Consider the following 16,817-nt stretch of genomic DNA (forward strand, 5'->3'; position numbering starts at 1 on the left):
AAGGTGCTGGAGGATCCGTGGACCTGTCTCTGTCGACCCGTACCGTCGGCGATCGTACGGTCGTCGAGGTCGGTGGCGAAATCGACGTATATACCGCGCCCAAGTTGCGCGAGCAGCTGGTCGAGCTGGTGAACGACGGGAATTTCCACCTCGTCGTGGACATGGAGGGCGTGGACTTCCTCGACTCCACCGGGCTCGGCGTGCTGGTCGGCGGACTGAAGCGGGTGCGTGCTCATGAGGGCTCGCTCCGCCTGGTCTGCAACCAGGAGCGTATTTTGAAGATCTTCCGCATTACCGGTCTGACCAAGGTGTTCCCGATCCACACCTCGGTCGACGAAGCGGTCGCTGCCACTGACTGACCACGTCGTCCCGGGCCCGCGCGGCCCGGCACGGCTGGTTGAACAAAGAGGGGGTCCGGGCTTGGTGGCCCGGCCCCCCGACAGCACGCCCGTAGTTCCGAGGGGGACGCATGGCCACCGTTGAACTCCGCTTCAGCGCGCTGCCCGAGCACGTCAGGACCGCCCGACTGGTGGCGGCAGCGGTGGCGCGCAGGGCCGGAGTGGACGAGGCCGTCCTCGACGAGGTCAGGCTCGCCGTCGGCGAGGCCTGCACCCGTGCCGTCGGACTGCATCAGACCGGTGGCATCACCGCGCCGGTGAAGGTGTCGCTGATCGAGGAGGAGAAACAGTTCTCCATCGAGGTCGGCGACGAAGCGCCGCGCTCGGCGCCCGGTGACCGGGCGCCCGGCTCGGGCGCAGGCGTCGACGTGGAGGCCGAGGAGGACGAGATGGGCCTGGCGGTCATCAGCGGCCTCGTCGACGACGTCGAGGTCTCCGCGGGCGAGCACGGCGGGCTGATCCGTATGACCTGGCCGACCACGCCGGCGACCGCGACGCTGTCCTGACCCGAACCTCGCGATTCATTCACCCGAAGGGCCCTACCTCATAGGGCCCTTCGGCATGTGCGGACCTCGGCGACCGCGCTTACAGTGGTTCCGTGAAATGAATCTTGGAATCTCGGTGCAGCGAATCTTGGTGAAGTGAATCTTGCCGCGAATATCGTGAATCAATTCACGAACCTGAATGCCTTGAAGCCATTACCGAGCGAGATCGTGCGGGTTTTGCGTGCGAAGGCGAATTCCGCTTGCCGCACACTGTTTTGATCAGGTTCCGGTACCTACAATCCGTCCACATCTTGAGCTCAGCCCAAGCGTCAAGGAGGACGAATGGCGGGGCTTTCTACCCCTCATCGGTTGGACCACTCCACAACCTTCGCAGCCGCAGTGCTGACCGACGGCAATCGCCTGCTCGTGGTGGTCATCGCGGTCGTCGCCCTGGCCGCACTCGTGGTCGCGGGCGTACTGGTGCGCCAGGTGCTCGCGGCAGGCGACGGCACCGACAGCATGAAGAAGATCGCGACAGCGGTCCAGGAAGGGGCCAACGCGTATCTGTCCCGGCAGCTGCGCACGCTCGGTGTTTTCGCCGTCGTGGTGTTCTTCCTGCTCTTGCTGCTGCCCGCGGACGACTGGAATCAGCGCGCCGGACGATCGGTGTTCTTCTTGATCGGCGCGGGGTTCTCAGCGGCCACCGGCTATATCGGCATGTGGCTCGCCGTGCGCGCTAATGTCCGCGTCGCCGCGGCGGCCCGGGAAGCGACTCCGGCGGAAGGTGAACCGGAAAAGGATCTCACCGCCGTCTCGCACAAGGCAATGAAGATCGCATTCCGCACGGGCGGCGTCGTGGGCATGTTCACGGTGGGGCTCGGTCTGCTCGGCGCCGCCTGCGTGGTGCTGGTGTACGCGGCCGACGCGCCGAAGGTGCTGGAGGGATTCGGACTCGGCGCGGCCCTCATCGCCATGTTCATGAGGGTGGGCGGCGGCATCTTCACCAAAGCCGCCGACGTCGGCGCCGACCTGGTCGGCAAGGTCGAGCAGGGCATTCCGGAGGACGACCCGCGCAATGCCGCGACCATCGCCGACAACGTGGGCGACAACGTCGGCGACTGCGCGGGCATGGCGGCCGACCTGTTCGAGTCGTACGCCGTGACCCTGGTCGCCGCGCTGATCCTCGGCAAGGCGGCCTTCGGCGACGCCGGGCTCGCGTTCCCGCTGCTCGTTCCCGCCATCGGGGTGCTCACGGCCATGGTCGGCATCTTCGCGGTCGCCCCGCGGCGCACCGACCGCAGTGGCATGACCGCGATCAACCGGGGCTTCTTCATCTCCGCGGCGATCTCGCTCGTGCTGGTCGCGGTGGCCGTCTTCCTCTATCTCCCCGGCAAGTACGCCGACCTCGACGGCGTCACCGACGCGGCGATCCACGGCAAGAACGGCGACCCGCGCGTCCTCGCCCTCGTCGCGGTGGCGATCGGCATCCTGCTGGCCGCGGTCATCCAGCAGTTGACGGGCTACTTCACCGAGACCACCCGCCGGCCCGTGCGCGACATCGGCAAGTCGTCGCTGACGGGCCCCGCCACCGTCGTCCTCGCCGGTATCTCCGTCGGTCTCGAATCGGCCGTCTACACCGCCTTGTTGATCGGCCTGGGGGTGTACGGGGCGTTCCTGCTCGGCGGTACCTCGATCATGCTGGCGCTGTTCGCGGTGGCGCTGGCCGGCACCGGCCTGCTCACCACGGTCGGCGTGATCGTCGCCATGGACACCTTCGGGCCGGTCTCCGACAACGCGCAGGGCATCGCCGAGATGTCCGGTGACGTCCAGGGGGCGGGCGCGCAGGTGCTCACCAACCTCGACGCCGTCGGCAACACGACCAAGGCCATCACCAAGGGCATCGCCATCGCCACCGCCGTCCTGGCGGCGTCGGCGCTCTTCGGGTCGTACCGGGACGCCATCACGACGGGTGCGCAGGACGTCGGGGAGAAGCTCTCCGGCCCGGGCGCCCCGATGAGCCTGATGATGGACATCTCGCAGCCCAACAACCTCGTCGGCCTGATCGCGGGCGCGGCGGTCGTCTTCCTGTTCTCGGGGCTGGCGATCAACGCGGTGTCGCGGTCGGCGGGTTCCGTGGTGTTCGAGGTGCGGCGGCAGTTCCGCGAGCACCCCGGGATCATGGACTACAGCGAGGAGCCGGAGTACGGCAAGGTCGTCGACATCTGCACCCGGGACGCCCTGCGCGAGCTGGCCACCCCCGGACTGCTCGCCGTGCTGGCCCCCATCTTCATCGGGTTCACCCTCGGAGTCGGCGCACTCGGCGCGTTCCTGGCGGGCGCCATCGGCTCCGGCACGCTGATGGCCGTCTTCCTCGCCAACTCCGGCGGCGCCTGGGACAACGCCAAGAAACTCGTCGAGGACGGTCACCACGGCGGGAAGGGCAGCGAGGCCCATGCGGCCACGGTGATCGGGGACACGGTCGGCGACCCGTTCAAGGACACCGCCGGCCCCGCGATCAACCCGTTGCTCAAGGTCATGAACCTCGTGGCGCTGCTCATCGCGCCCGCCGTGATCAAGTTCAGCTACGGCGAGGACAAGAGCATCGGCGTACGGATCCTGATCGCGGTCCTGGCGCTCGCGGTCATCGTGGTCGCCGTGTACATCTCCAAGCGGCGCGGGATCGCCGTGGGTGACGAAGACAACGCCGATTCTCCGTCCAAGTCCGCCGATCCGGCGGTGATTTCGTAGACCAGCCCACCGGGGCCCAGCTCAAGGGGCGGGCGGGTGACGCGCGTTGTCGCGTCGCCCGCCCGTTGTGTTGAGTATGTGCCCGAGCCGTGAGCCTTCTCTCTCCTGGTACAAATGGCTTTAATAATCCACATGGCGGACATTCGTTCTGGGGTTCTCGCCCGGTTGCCGTGTATGTTCCGGGGCCGAGAGCCATGGAAGGGACCAACCCGGTGAACAAGAAGCTCGCGGCCGTGATGTCCGGCGGTGCGGTACTGGTACTGGCGCTGACCGGATGCAGCAGCGGCGACGACGGCAACAAGGAGCTCGACGCCTGGGCCAAGCAGGTCTGCGACGCGCTGCCTGCCCAGGACGCGAAGGTCGACGCGGCCAACGCCGCCATCAAGCAGGCCGCCACGGACAACAACGCTCCGGCGAACGTCCAGAAGACCGACTCGCAGGCCTTCCAGGACATGTCCGACGCCTACGGAGCACTCGCCCAGGCCGTCCAGAAGGCCGGGACGCCGCCCGGCGTCGACGACGGCGAGAAGAAGCAGAAGGACGCCGTCTCGGCGCTCACCACTCTCTCCACCTCCTACGCGGGCCTGAAGAAGCAGGTCGACGCGCTGGACACGAAGGACCAGGCGAAGTTCGCCGACGGTCTCCAGGACATCGCCACCGACCTCGGCGAGCTCAGCAAGAGCGGCAACACCGCGCTGAAGAACCTCGAGCAGGGTGACGTCAAGAACGCCATGGCCAACCAGGCCAGCTGCAAGAAGGTGGCCACCTCCGCCTCGGCGCGCGCGACGACCAGCTGAGGCCGCGCGGCTCGGAACGATCCGGGGGAACGCGCCCCGAGTGGTGACGGGAGACAATGGGGGGCGTGAGTAACGCCACCCTCTCCCCCCTGCCCTCCGCCGACCGCCCCGACGTGGCCGCCCGGCTGCGCGAGGCGCTGCTCGCGGCCTCCTTCACCGCGGACGGTCTCCTCGACCTGCTCGGCGCGCCTGCCTACGCCGCCCTGGCCCGCAGCGAGACCGTCCCCGCGCTGCGCGCGACACGCGGGGACACGCCGCTGGAGACACTCGTCCGCCTCTTCCTGCTCCAGCAGCCCGTGCCGTACGCGCGCGTGGAGGAGTTCCTGCCCGTACACGCGTGCGTGGAGAGCGGCTGGCTGGTCCCCACGGGTGAGGACGAGGTCGCCGCGACGGTGGACGTACGGCCGTACGGCGGGCCGGACGGCGAGGACTGGTTCATCATCTCCGACCTCGGGTGCGCGGTCGGTGGCGCGGGCGGCAGCGGGAGCGAAGGCGGCCAGGCGGACACCGCTGTCGTCCTCGGTGTCGGCGGCGCGTCGACGACCCTCGCCGGTATCACCGTGCGCATGCCCGTCTCCGCCGCCCTCGATCTCGGCACCGGCTCCGGCATCCAGGCGCTGCACGCCGCCCAGCACGCCACGCGCGTGACGGCGACCGACCTCAACCCGCGCGCGCTGCACATCACCGCCCTCACGCTCGCGCTGTCCGGGGCTCCGGCCGCGGACCTGCGCGAGGGCTCGCTCTTCGATCCGGTCCGGGACGACGAGACGTACGACCTGATCGTGTCGAATCCGCCGTTCGTGATCTCGCCGGGCGCCCGGCTGACCTACCGGGACGGCGGGATGGGCGGGGACGATCTGTGCCGCTCGCTCGTTCAAGGAGCGGGGGAGCGGCTGAGCGAAGGCGGGTTCGCGCAGTTCCTCGCCAATTGGCAGCACGTGGAAGGGGAGAACTGGCAGGACCGGCTCAGGTCATGGGTGCCGCACGGGTGCGACGCGTGGATCGTGCAGCGTGAGGTGCAGGACGTCACGCAGTACGCGGAGCTCTGGTTGAGGGACGCCGGTGATCACCGTGGCGACCAGGCCGAGTACCAGGCGCACTACGACACCTGGCTGGACGAGTTCGAGGCACGCAAGGTGAAGGGTGTCGGCTTCGGCTGGATCACGCTGCGCAGGACGACGGCCGCGGAGCCCGTCATCACGGTGGAGGAGTGGCCGCACCCGGTCGAACAGCCGCTGGGCGACGCGGTCCTGGCGCACTTCGGACGGCTGGACTATCTGCGTGCCCATGACGACGCGGCCCTGCTCGCCGGGCGCTTCCGGCTGGTCACGGAGGTCGTCCAGGAGCAGGTCGGGCTCCCCGGCGCCGAGGACCCGGAGCACGTCGTGCTGCGCCAGCACCGCGGTATGCGCCGGGCCACCAAGGTGGACACGGTCGGCGCGGGCTTCGCCGGCGTGTGCGACGGCTCGCTGAGCGCAGGCCGCATTCTCGACGCCATCGCCCAACTGGTCGGCGAGGATCCGGTGTTGCTGCGGGACCGGACTCCGGCCCAGATCCGCCTTCTGGTGGAGCAGGGCTTCCTCGAACCGGCGGAGTGACCCGAGCGGGTCCGGCCGGGTCCGGCCGGACCCGGCCCCCCGGATGGCAGCCGGTCGCCCGGACCGGCGGAGCGGGCCACCGGCTGCCATCCGGGGCGTCACTCGGGGCGTCCCTCACAAGGGATCACGTGGGTCGTCACTCGGGTCGTCACTCGGGATGTCATCCGGAACATTGCCCGCGGTGCCGCCCGGAACATTGCCCGCGGTGCCGTCCGGAACATCACCTGCGACGTCATCCGGGAAGCCCTCTGGGGCGTGATCCGGGACATCGTCCGGAACGTTTTCTGGTGCCCGACCTACTCGTGCCGCGCCGGCTGCGCCGCCCCGTTCTTCCCCGCTCTCCATGTTTTCTTCGCGCTCGGCGCCGATTCGTCAAGATCGTATGCAATGTGAGGCGATCGACAACGAGGACACCGCCTACGGTGCCGGCAACGCCGAAGACGGCGAAGTCGGCCGGATAAGCCCGCACCCGGTTCGGTGTGCTCCACCGCGCTCCGGACCGGCCGGGCCCCGCTCCGGCTCCGTCCGCTCCCTCCCGGACGACGGCTCGCCGGGCCCCGGCCCCATCCGTGATCCTGGCGTTCACCTCGGGTTCGCCGGGGCGCCGCCCGCGCGTGACAGCCTCCCGTGGCCGGGGCAGGCGCGGGCCGAGCGAAAGGGGCGTGGACGATCATGGAGAGCGGGCCGACGATCTTCACGGGAACGGTGTTCGCCCTGTTCGGGGCCGCGCTGCTGATGTGGACCGCGATCCGGGTACGACACCGTGAACCCGTGGCCCAGGATGTGAGCCCCGTCGCATCGGCGACCCTGGCGACCCTGGCCTCCGTCGGCGCGCTGGCCGTCGGAGTGTGGTGCTTCGCCCGGCTCTGAAGCCACCTCCGTGACCACCTGCACAAGCGCCTACGAGGCCGACTCCGAGGCCGCCTTCGCGGATCTCGCCGGAACCTCGTTCGAACCGCGTGAACGTGGCCGCGCCGGTAAAGGGGAAGACGCGTTCCGGTCGTACGGAAAAGGGCCGGTCGGTACTCCGGGCGGCAGGAATGGCGGTAGTCGGGTTACCGTTCGAGTGGCCGTTGCGGGCTTTTCCCGTTTGACACGGGGGCGGGATGTACCGTCACACTCCGCAGCGTCACCATGACCCGACCCCGGGAGCAAGGCCTGGGTGAGGCCCCAGCGTCGACCGGAGAGATGAGCGAAGTTGTCCCCGACCAGCGAGACCGCGAAGGGCGGCCGCCGACTCGTGATCGTCGAGTCGCCTGCCAAGGCGAAGACGATCAAGGGTTACCTCGGCCCCGGCTACATCGTCGAGGCCAGCGTCGGGCACATCCGTGACCTTCCCAACGGCGCCGCGGAGGTGCCGGACCAGTACACGGGCGAGGTCCGCCGTCTCGGTGTGGACGTCGAACACGACTTCCAGCCGATCTATGTGGTCAACGCCGACAAGCGGGCGCAGGTCAAGAAGCTGAAGGACCTCCTCAAGGAGTCCGACGAGCTCTTCCTCGCCACCGATGAGGATCGCGAGGGCGAGGCGATCGCCTGGCACCTCCAGGAGGTCCTCAAGCCCAAGATCCCGGTCAAGCGGATGGTCTTCCACGAGATCACCAAGGACGCGATCCGGGCCGCCGTCGCCAACCCGCGCCAGCTCAACCAGAAGCTCGTCGACGCCCAGGAGACCCGCCGCATCCTCGACCGTCTCTACGGTTACGAGGTATCGCCGGTCCTGTGGAAGAAGGTCATGCCGCGCCTGTCGGCCGGCCGTGTCCAGTCCGTCGCCACCCGCCTCGTCGTGGAGCGGGAACGCGAGCGCATCGCGTTTCGTTCTGCTGAGTACTGGGACCTGACGGGCACCTTCTCGACCGGTCGCGCCGGTGACGTGTCGGACCCGTCGTCGCTGGTCGCACGCCTCCAGACCGTCGACGGCAGGCGAGTCGCGCAGGGTCGCGACTTCGACTCCGTGGGACAACTCAAGAGCGCGAACATCCTCCACCTCGACGAGGCGAACGCCCGCGCCCTGGCCGTCGCCCTGGAGAACACGCGGTTCGCCGTCCGCTCCGTCGAGTCGAAGCCCTACCGCCGCTCGCCGTACGCCCCGTTCCGTACGACGACGCTTCAGCAGGAGGCCAGCCGCAAGCTCGGTTTCGGCGCCAAGGCAACCATGCAGGTCGCGCAGAAGCTGTACGAGAACGGCTACATCACGTACATGCGTACGGACTCCACGACGCTGAGCGAGACGGCGATCTCCGCCGCCCGCGCCCAGGTCACGCAGCTGTACGGCGCCGACTACCTGCCGCCCCAGCCGCGCACGTACCCCGGCAAGGTCAAGAACGCGCAGGAGGCGCACGAGGCGATCCGCCCCTCGGGTGATCGTTTCCGCACGCCCGCCGAGACGGGTCTGACCGGCGACCAGTTCAAGCTCTACGAGCTGATCTGGAAGCGGACGGTCGCCTCGCAGATGAAGGACGCGACCGGCAACAGCGTCACGGTGAAGATCGGTGGCGGCGCGGCCGACGGCCGGGACGTCGAGTTCAGCGCCTCCGGCAAGACGATCACCTTCCACGGCTTCCTGAAGGCGTACGTCGAGGGTGCCGACGACCCGAACGCCGAGCTGGACGACCGTGAGCGCCGGCTGCCCCAGGTCGGCGAGGGTGACCCGCTGACCGCCGAGGAGATCACGGTCGACGGGCACGCCACCAAGCCCCCGGCCCGCTACACCGAGGCCAGCCTGGTCAAGGAGCTCGAAGAGCGCGAGATCGGCCGCCCGTCGACGTACGCGTCGATCATCGGCACGATCCTCGACCGCGGTTACGTCTTCAAGAAGGGCACGGCACTCGTGCCGTCCTTCCTGTCCTTCGCCGTGGTCAACCTCCTGGAGAAGCACTTCGGCCGACTGGTCGACTACGACTTCACCGCCCGCATGGAGGACGACCTCGACCGCATCGCCCGCGGTGAGGCGAAGGCCGTGCCGTGGCTGAAGCGGTTCTACTTCGGCGAAGGCGCGGGCCACGGCGGCGCGGCCGAAGCCGGCAACGGCGACGGGGACCACCTCGGCGGCCTCAAGGAGCTGGTGACCGACCTGGGCGCGATCGACGCCCGCGAGGTGTCGTCGTTCCCGGTGGGCAACGACATCGTGCTGCGGGTCGGGCGCTACGGCCCCTACATCGAGCGCGGAGAGAAGGACGCCGAGGGTCACCAGCGGGCGGACGTGCCCGAGGACCTGGCCCCGGACGAGCTGTCCGTCGAACTCGCGGAGGAGCTGCTCGCCAAGCCGAGCGGCGACTTCGAGCTCGGTGCCGACCCGGAGAGCGGCCACCAGATCATCGCCCGGGACGGCCGCTACGGCCCGTACGTCACCGAGGTGCTCCCCGAGGGCACCCCGAAGACCGGCAAGAACGCCGTGAAGCCGCGTACGGCCTCGCTGTTCAAGTCGATGTCGCTGGACACGGTGACGCTGGCGGATGCCCTCAAGCTGATGTCGCTGCCGCGTGTCGTCGGCGCCGACGCGGAGGGCGTGGAGATCACCGCGCAGAACGGCCGCTACGGCCCGTACCTGAAGAAGGGCACGGACTCGCGGTCCCTCCAGACCGAGGACCAGCTCTTCACGATCACCCTCGAAGAGGCGCTGGCGATCTACTCCCAGCCCAAGCAGCGTGGCCGGGCCGCCGCCAAGCCGCCGCTGAAGGAGCTGGGCGCGGACCCGGTCAGCGGACAGCCGGTGGTCGTCAAGGACGGTCGCTTCGGGCCGTACGTCACCGACGGGGAGACCAACGCGACCCTGCGCTCCGGTGACAGCGTCGAGGAGATCACCCCGGAGCGCGGCTTCGAGCTGCTCGCCGAGAAGCGGGCCAAGGCGCCGGCCAAGAAGACGGCCAAGAAGGCGCCCGCGAAGAAGGCGACGGCGAAGAAGGCGGCCCCGGCGAAGAAGACGGCCGCCAAGAAGACCGCCGCGAAGACGACCACGGCCAAGAAGACGACGGCGAAGAAGACGGTCACGAAGAAGGCGACAGCTTCTTCCCCGACGGCTTCCCCGGCTTCGTCGGAGGACTGATCGGACGGCCGGCACCCGGCGGGCAACCCACGGATCGGGTGCCTGCCGGTACGGCCGGCCGGACGCCTGATCGGCGACCGAGCCCGTCACCGTTCCTCAAAGGCGGTTCGTCAAACCAACGCCCCGGCATCACTTTGGTGTCGGGGCGGTCGCGCGCGTGGACGGGGGCGACAGGGTGTCAGTCGCGGCCGATAGGCTGAAAGCATGACGCGAGCCGAGCAGCCAACGGCCCACCACCCGGCACCGGACGACGCCTTGGTGGCGGACTCCCGCGAGCGCGCTGTGCGCGCCCTGTTGCGCGAGCCGCAGCTCAAGCGGCTCTGGAGCGCACAGCTGGTGAGCGGGGTGGGAGACACCCTCGCACTCCTGGTGTTCGTCCTCCTCGTCCTCCAGGCGGCCATCGTGGAGGGCTCCTTCGGGGGCGGCTACCGCGGCGTGGCCTTCGCTGTCGCGACCGTCTTCGCGGTGCGGATTCTGGCCACCCTCCTCTTCGGTGCCGTCCTCCTGGGCCCACTGACCTCACTGACCTCGCCGGACGGCCCGCTCGACCGCCGCTGGACCATGGTCGGCGCGGACGGCGTGCGCGCCGCGCTGCTGATCGTCGCGCCGCTGTGGATCGACTGGACGCCGGACGACGCGCTTGCCCTGCTGCTCGTCACGGTGTTCGTGACCGGGGTGGCCGAGCGGTTCTGGACGGTCGCCCGCGAAAGCGCGTCCCCGGCCCTGCTGCCCGCCCCGCCGCTGGAGGGCGCGACCGTCCGGCCGTTGCCGGACCACATGGACGCCCTGCGCCGCCTGTCGCTGCGCACCGGCTTCGTGACGATCCCGCTGGGCGCGGCCACGCTGGTCGTCGCGGCATTGTTCAACAATCTTCTGGGTGCCGGGATCGACTGGTTCGGACAGCACCAGGCGGCCCTCGCCTCGTATGTCGCCGGGGGGCTCTTCGCCGGGTCGCTGTCCATCGTGACCTTCCTGGAGCTGCCCGGACTGCGCACCCCGCGCGCGCGGTCGCCGCTCGAGGGGCTGCGCCGACCGAGGACCGCCACCGGCGTCGAGGCGGGCCGCACCGGCGCGATCCCGCTGCTGATCCTCGCCTGCGCGGCCGTGGCCGGGGCGATCGCCGCCGCCGTCGCCGTGGCCGTGCTGCACGCCAAGGACCTGGGCGGCGGGCCGGTCATGTACGGGCTGTTCGTGCTCGCGCTGACCGGTGGAGTCGTCATCGGCGTCCGTACGGCGCCGAAGGTGCTGGCGTCGCTGTCGCGGCGCCGGCTGCTCGCGCTGGCCATCGCCTTCACCGGCGTGGCGCTGCTGGCCGCCGGGCTGGTGCCGGACGTCACCAGCGTGCTGCTGATCCTGGCCCTGGCCGGCGTCGGCGCGGGCGTCGCCGCCAACACCGGGCACGCCCTCCTCGACCAGGAGACCGAGGAACACCGCCGGGCGCGGACGACGGAACACCTGCACGCCGTCGTACGAGTCGTGGTGGCGCTGGGCGCGGTGATCGCCCCGCTGGTGGCGGCGCTCATCGGGCCGCACCGGCTGGAAAGCGGCAAGTTCGTGTTCGCGCACGGCGGGGCGGCGTTCACTCTGATGCTGGTCGGTGCGCTGCTGCTGCCGGTGGCCGCGCTGGTGCTGGCCAAGGTCGACGACCGTTCCGGCGTACCCCTGCGGCAGGACCTGCGGGACGCGCTGCTCGGCGGCGACGACCCGGTGCAGACCTCGGTCGGGACCGGCTTCTTCATCGCCCTGGAGGGCGGTGACGGCGCCGGCAAGTCCACGCAGGCCGAGGCGCTCGCCGAGTGGATCAGGGCCAAGGGCCACGAGGTCGTCCTCACGCGTGAGCCGGGGGCCACGCCCGTGGGCAAGCGGCTGCGTTCGATCCTGCTGGACGTCTCCAGCGCCGGGCTGTCGCACCGCGCGGAGGCGCTGCTGTACGCGGCGGACCGCGCGGAGCACGTCGACACGGTCGTCCGGCCCGCCCTGGAGCGCGGCGCGGTCGTCATCACCGACCGGTACATCGACTCGTCCGTGGCCTACCAGGGCGCGGGCCGCGACCTGTCCCCGACCGAGATCGCGCGGATCTCGCGCTGGGCGACGAACGGCCTGGTCCCGCATCTGACGGTCCTGCTGGACGTGTCGCCGGAGGCCGCCCGCGAGCGGTTCACGGAGGCGCCGGACCGGCTGGAGTCGGAGCCGGCCGAGTTCCACACGCGCGTGCGCTCCGGCTTCCTCACACTGGCCGCCGCCGACCCGGGCCGCTACCTGGTCGTCGACGCGGCCCAGGAGCCCGAGGCGGTCACGACCGCCGTCCGGCACCGGCTCGACCAGCAGCTGCCCCTCTCCGAGGCCGAGATCAAGGCCCAGGAGGAGGCGCGCAAGAAGGCCGAGGAAGAGGCCCGTCGCAAGGCCGAGGAAGAGGCCGCCCGCAAGGCCGAGGAGGAGCGCCTGGAGCGCGAGCGCCAGGAGCAGCTCGCCAAGCTGCGCGCCGAGGAGGAGGAGCGCAAGCGGCGCGAGCTGGAGGAGGCGCAGCGGCGCGAGGCCGAGCGGCAGGCCGAGGAGGCGCGGCTGCGCGCCGAGGAAGCACGCAGGCGTGCCGAGGAGGAGCGGGTCCGGCTCCTCGCGGAGGAGAAGGCCCGCGCCGAGGAGGAGGCCCGCCGCAAGGCGGAGGAGGAGCGGCGCCGTCGGCAGGCCGAGGAGGAGGCGCGGCTGCGTGCCGAGGCCGAGGCCCGGCGCCTGGAGAAGCAGCGGAAGGCCGAGGAGGCGCTGGTGCGGGCCGAGCAGGCCCGACGCGCGGCCGAGCAGGCCGCCGCCGCGGCACGGGTCGGACCGAAGCCGGTGCGCCCCACGGCGACCGCGGCTTCGGCGGTCCCGCCGGAGGCCGTGACCGTGCCGACGCCGGTGGTGACCCCGACGAACGCGTCGGGCGGGCCGGTGGACGAGACGGCGGTGCTGCCGCCGATCCGCATGGACAAGGAGCCCGAGCAGCCATCCAAGGCGTCCGGGAACGCGTCCGGATCCGGGAAGCAGCAGGGTTCCGCGGGCGGGGCCGACGCCGAGGTGACGGCCGAGCTGCCGCAGCCCTCGATTCCGCCGGGGTCCGCGGACGAGACCGCGGTACTGCCTCCGGTGCGCCGCGACAGCTCCGAGGACGAGACCTCCGTACTGCCTTCGGTCCGGGACGAGAACCCTGCCGACGAGACGGCCGTGCTGCCTCCCGTGCGGGGCCGGAACCCCTCGGGCCGGAACCCCTCGGGCCGGAACCCCTCGGACCGGAACCCCTCGGACCGGAACCCCTCGGACCGGGTGCCGCCGGGGTACTTCCGTGACGAGCGGGGCGAGCAGGGCGGGGCGCGGCCGGACGGGGCCGACGACCGTACGCGCGAGCTGCCGCAGGTCGACGAGGACGGCACGCCCCGGCAGCGCCCCCGGCCGGACTGGGCCGAGGAGACCCCGCTGGACGATCTACCGACGCTGGCGGACGAACTGCTGGGCCCGCGCCACGACGAGGACGGGAACGACGAGGGCCGTGGGCGGGGCCGACGCCGCTGAGCGTTCCGGCACCGCCGGTCGTCCCGCCGTCGGTCGGCGGCGGGACGCCGACACCACCCGTGGCTCGATTGTCAGTGGCTCCCCGCACAATGGAAGCCGCAACGCGAAACGTGACGAAAGGGCGGCGTGACGCATGACCGTGTGGGACGACCTCGTCGGGCAGGAGAAGGTGAGCGAGCAGCTCGCCGCTGCCGCTCGGGACGCCGACGCGCTCGTCACCGCGGCCGGCACGGCCGCCCCGCCGCCCGAGACGTCGAAGATGACGCACGCCTGGCTGATCACCGGTCCGCCCGGGGCCGGTCGCGGCCAGGTGGCGCGGGCCTTCGCCGCCGCCCTCCAGTGCGTGAGCCCGGACCGGGCGCTCGGCGGCGTCCCGGGCTGCGGGTTCTGCGACGGCTGCCATACGGCGCTCATCGGCACCCACGCCGACGTCAACACCGTTGCCGCGGTCGGTTCGCAGATCCTCGCCGAGGACATGCGTGACACGGTCCGCAAGTCGTACACCTCGCCCGCCACGGGCCGCTGGCAGATCATCCTCGTCGAGGACGCCGAGCGGCTGAACGAGAAGTCCGCCAACGCCGTCCTCAAGGCCGTCGAGGAGCCCGCCCCGCGGACGGTCTGGCTGCTCTGCGCGCCCTCCCTGGAGGATGTGCTGCCCACCATCCGCTCCCGCTGCCGGCACCTGAACCTGCGCACGCCCTCCGTGGACGCCGTCGCCGACATGCTCATCCGGCGCGAGGGCATCGAGCCGGCCGTCGCCGCGGCCGCCGCCCGGGCCACGCAGGGGCACGTCGACCGGGCCCGCCGGCTGGCCACCGACCCCGCCGCCCGCGAGCGCCGCGCGGCCGTGCTGAAACTGCCCCTGCGTGTGGACGACGTCGGCGGCTGTCTCCGTGCCGCCCAGGAGCTGGTCGACGCGGCGACCGAGGACGCCAAGCAGCTCGCGGAGGAGATGGACGGCAAGGAGACCGAAGAGCTGAAGGCGGCGATGGGCGCGGTCCAGGGCGGCCGGATGCCGCGCGGTACGGCGGGTGTGATGAAGGACCTGGAGGACAAGCAGAAGCGCCGCAGGACGCGTACGCAGCGCGACAGCCTCGACCTCGCGCTCACCGACCTGACCGCCTTCTACCGCGACGTCCTCGCCTTGCAGCTCGGCTCCCGCGTCGCGATCGCCAACATGGACGCCGAGGACGCCCTAGAGCGGCTCGCCCGGGGCAGCAGCCCGGAGTCCACCCTCCGCCGTATCGAGGCCATCGCCGGATGCAGACAGGCCCTCGACCGCAATGTGGCTCCGCTGCTGGCGGTCGAAGCGATGACGATGGCACTGAGAGCGGGCTGACGCCCGACGACGACGGCAGGCGGACCGGTACCGACCACCGGGCTGGTACCGACCACCGGGCCGACGCCGGTTGCCGGGCCGACGCCGACCCCGGGCCGAGGCCGGTCGCCGGGCCGACACTGAGCGCCCGGCCGGCGCCGACGTCGATCTTGGGTTGACGGCGTCACTCGTCCGTGTCCGTTCGCGTACCTACCGCGTTCGTGACATTGCGCAGAGTTACGCTCGCTGGATGTACATGAGGCGCTCTCTCCGCAGGTCCCGTACCGGCGTCACCCTCCTCTCGCTCGCCGCGCTGCTCGTCTCCGGCTGTTCCGCCGCGGAGTCGACGAGCTCCGCCGGTTCCACGGCGGTGGCGGCACTCGTCGCGCTGCCGCGGGCCACGCCGTCGGCGCTCGCGCCGTACTACGGGCAGAAGCTGAGCTGGCGCGGCTGCGGTGTGCCCGGCTTCGAGTGCGCCACCCTGAAGGCGCCGCTCGACTACGCCGACCCGGGCGCGGGCGACGTCCGGCTCGCGGTCGCCCGCAAGAAGGCGACGGGGCCGGGCAAGCGGCTCGGCTCGCTGCTGGTGAACCCGGGCGGACCGGGCGGCTCGGCGGTCGGCTACCTCCAGCAGTACGCCGGCATCGGCTACCCCGCCGGAGTCCGCGCCCGCTACGACATGGTCGCCGTCGACCCGCGGGGCGTGGCCCGCAGCGAGCCCGTGGAGTGCCTCGACGGGCGCGCGATGGACACCTACACGCAGACGGACACGACCCCCGACGACCAGCGGGAGACCGGCGAACTCGTCGACGCGTACAAGGAGTTCGCGGAGGGCTGCGGCGCGCACTCGGCACGGCTGCTGCGGCACGTCTCCACCGTGGAGGCCGCCCGCGACATGGACATCCTGCGGGCGGTCCTGGGCGACGGGAAGCTGACCTACGTGGGGGCGTCGTACGGGACGTTCCTCGGCGCGACGTACGCGGGGCTCTTCCCGAACCGGGTGGGCCGGCTCGTCCTGGACGGGGCGATGGACCCGTCGCTGCCCGCCCGCCGGCTGAACCTGGACCAGACGGCGGGGTTCGAGACGGCGTTCCAGTCGTTCGCGAAGGACTGCGTCACGCGATCCGACTGCCCGCTCGGCGGCAAGGGCACGGCTCCCGCCAAGGTTGGCGAGAACCTCAAGGCCTTCTTCCGCAAACTCGACGCACACCCGATCCCCACCGGCGACCCGGACGGCCGCAAGCTCGGCGAGGCCCTCGCCACCACCGGCGTGATCGCGGCGATGTACGACGAGAGCACCTGGGAGCAGCTGCGCGAGGCGCTGACCTCGGCGATCAAGGACAAGGACGGCGCGGGCCTGCTCGCCCTCTCCGACAGCTACTACGAGCGGGACGCCGACGGCCGCTACGCCAACCTGATGGCCGCCAACGCGGCGGTGAACTGCCTCGACCTCCCCGCGGCCTTCTCCACCCCCGACCAGGTCGAGAAGGCGCTCCCGTCCTTCGAGAAGGCGTCCCCGGTCTTCGGCGAGGGCCTCGCCTGGGCCTCCCTGAACTGCGCGTACTGGCCGGTGAGGCCCACGGGCGAGCCGCACCTCATCGAGGCGAAGGGCGCCGCCCCGATCGTCGTCGTCGGCACCACCCGCGACCCGGCGACCCCGTACCGCTGGGCCCGGTCCCTCGCCCACCAGCTCGCCTCGGCCCGCCTCCTCACCTACGAGGGCGACGGCCACACCGCGTACGGCCGCGGGAGCGCCTGCATCGACTCCGCGATCGACACCTATCTGCTCCGCGGAACGCCTCCGACGGACGGCAAGCGCTGCAAGTAGCGACCGGCGCGAACCCCGGGAGGACCGCTCCCGGGGGCTGTTCGGAGCACCCCT

The 16,817-nt window shown here is 71.1% G+C and carries 10 protein-coding genes; all 10 read left to right on the plus strand.

Annotation, left to right across the window (positions count from 1 at the left end; genetic code table 11):
• Nucleotides 1–17: 17 nt before the first annotated feature.
• The 10 genes from bldG to ACFVYS_RS13360 all read left to right on the plus strand — a co-directional run bounded on the left by bldG (nucleotide 18) and on the right by ACFVYS_RS13360 (nucleotide 16,763).
• Complete coding sequence (gene bldG / locus ACFVYS_RS13315) at nucleotides 18–359, plus strand: anti-sigma factor antagonist BldG (RefSeq protein WP_009189842.1); 342 nt, start codon at nucleotides 18–20, stop codon at nucleotides 357–359.
• Between the two features lie 110 nt (nucleotides 360–469).
• Entirely contained in the window at nucleotides 470–904 is a 435-nt protein-coding gene (locus ACFVYS_RS13320; protein WP_230194995.1) for an ATP-binding protein, read from the plus strand.
• A 321-nt stretch (nucleotides 905–1,225) separates the two neighbouring features.
• Nucleotides 1,226–3,631 (plus strand): sodium-translocating pyrophosphatase, encoded by a 2,406-nt coding sequence (locus tag ACFVYS_RS13325; protein ID WP_389501648.1) that lies wholly within the window; start codon nucleotides 1,226–1,228, stop codon nucleotides 3,629–3,631.
• Nucleotides 3,632–3,825: 194 nt separating this feature from the next.
• Nucleotides 3,826–4,428, plus strand: a complete 603-nt coding sequence (locus ACFVYS_RS13330; protein WP_028806758.1) for a hypothetical protein — start codon at nucleotides 3,826–3,828, stop codon at nucleotides 4,426–4,428.
• Nucleotides 4,429–4,484: 56 nt separating this feature from the next.
• Nucleotides 4,485–6,026 (plus strand): methyltransferase, encoded by a 1,542-nt coding sequence (locus tag ACFVYS_RS13335; RefSeq protein WP_389501650.1) that lies wholly within the window; start codon nucleotides 4,485–4,487, stop codon nucleotides 6,024–6,026.
• A gap of 672 nt (nucleotides 6,027–6,698) precedes the next feature.
• Nucleotides 6,699–6,896 (plus strand): hypothetical protein, encoded by a 198-nt coding sequence (locus tag ACFVYS_RS13340; protein ID WP_389501652.1) that lies wholly within the window; start codon nucleotides 6,699–6,701, stop codon nucleotides 6,894–6,896.
• A gap of 328 nt (nucleotides 6,897–7,224) precedes the next feature.
• Nucleotides 7,225–10,071 carry a type I DNA topoisomerase gene (gene topA, locus ACFVYS_RS13345; protein ID WP_389501654.1) on the plus strand — a complete coding sequence of 949 codons (2,847 nt, stop codon included), beginning with the start codon at nucleotides 7,225–7,227 and terminating at the stop codon, nucleotides 10,069–10,071.
• Between the two features lie 204 nt (nucleotides 10,072–10,275).
• On the plus strand, nucleotides 10,276–13,617 hold the full coding sequence (gene tmk / locus ACFVYS_RS13350) for a dTMP kinase (protein WP_389501656.1): 3,342 nt from the start codon (nucleotides 10,276–10,278) through the stop codon (nucleotides 13,615–13,617).
• A gap of 133 nt (nucleotides 13,618–13,750) precedes the next feature.
• Nucleotides 13,751–14,956 carry a DNA polymerase III subunit delta' gene (locus tag ACFVYS_RS13355; protein ID WP_389501658.1) on the plus strand — a complete coding sequence of 402 codons (1,206 nt, stop codon included), beginning with the start codon at nucleotides 13,751–13,753 and terminating at the stop codon, nucleotides 14,954–14,956.
• A gap of 229 nt (nucleotides 14,957–15,185) precedes the next feature.
• Nucleotides 15,186–16,763, plus strand: coding sequence for an alpha/beta hydrolase (locus tag ACFVYS_RS13360; RefSeq protein WP_389501660.1), 1,578 nt, complete (start codon nucleotides 15,186–15,188; stop codon nucleotides 16,761–16,763).
• The last annotated feature ends 54 nt before the right edge of the window (nucleotides 16,764–16,817 follow it).

The sequence above is a fragment of the Streptomyces sp. NPDC058295 genome, assembly GCF_042880655.1.
GTDB classification, from domain to species: Bacteria; Actinomycetota; Actinomycetes; order Streptomycetales; family Streptomycetaceae; genus Streptomyces; species Streptomyces coriariae.

Excerpts from the sequence above, each read along its gene's own strand:
- ACFVYS_RS13320 (WP_230194995.1), top strand. The coding sequence starts at position 470 with ATGGCCACCGTTGAACTCCGCTTCAGCGCGCTGCCCGAGCACGTCAGG.
- ACFVYS_RS13325 (WP_389501648.1), top strand. The coding sequence starts at position 1,226 with ATGGCGGGGCTTTCTACCCCTCATCGGTTGGACCACTCCACAACCTTC.
- ACFVYS_RS13330 (WP_028806758.1), top strand. The coding sequence starts at position 3,826 with ATGGAAGGGACCAACCCGGTGAACAAGAAGCTCGCGGCCGTGATGTCC.
- ACFVYS_RS13335 (WP_389501650.1), top strand. The coding sequence starts at position 4,485 with ATGGGGGGCGTGAGTAACGCCACCCTCTCCCCCCTGCCCTCCGCCGAC.
- ACFVYS_RS13340 (WP_389501652.1), top strand. The coding sequence starts at position 6,699 with ATGGAGAGCGGGCCGACGATCTTCACGGGAACGGTGTTCGCCCTGTTC.
- tmk (WP_389501656.1), top strand. The coding sequence starts at position 10,276 with ATGACGCGAGCCGAGCAGCCAACGGCCCACCACCCGGCACCGGACGAC.
- ACFVYS_RS13355 (WP_389501658.1), top strand. The coding sequence starts at position 13,751 with ATGACCGTGTGGGACGACCTCGTCGGGCAGGAGAAGGTGAGCGAGCAG.
- ACFVYS_RS13360 (WP_389501660.1), top strand. The coding sequence starts at position 15,186 with ATGTACATGAGGCGCTCTCTCCGCAGGTCCCGTACCGGCGTCACCCTC.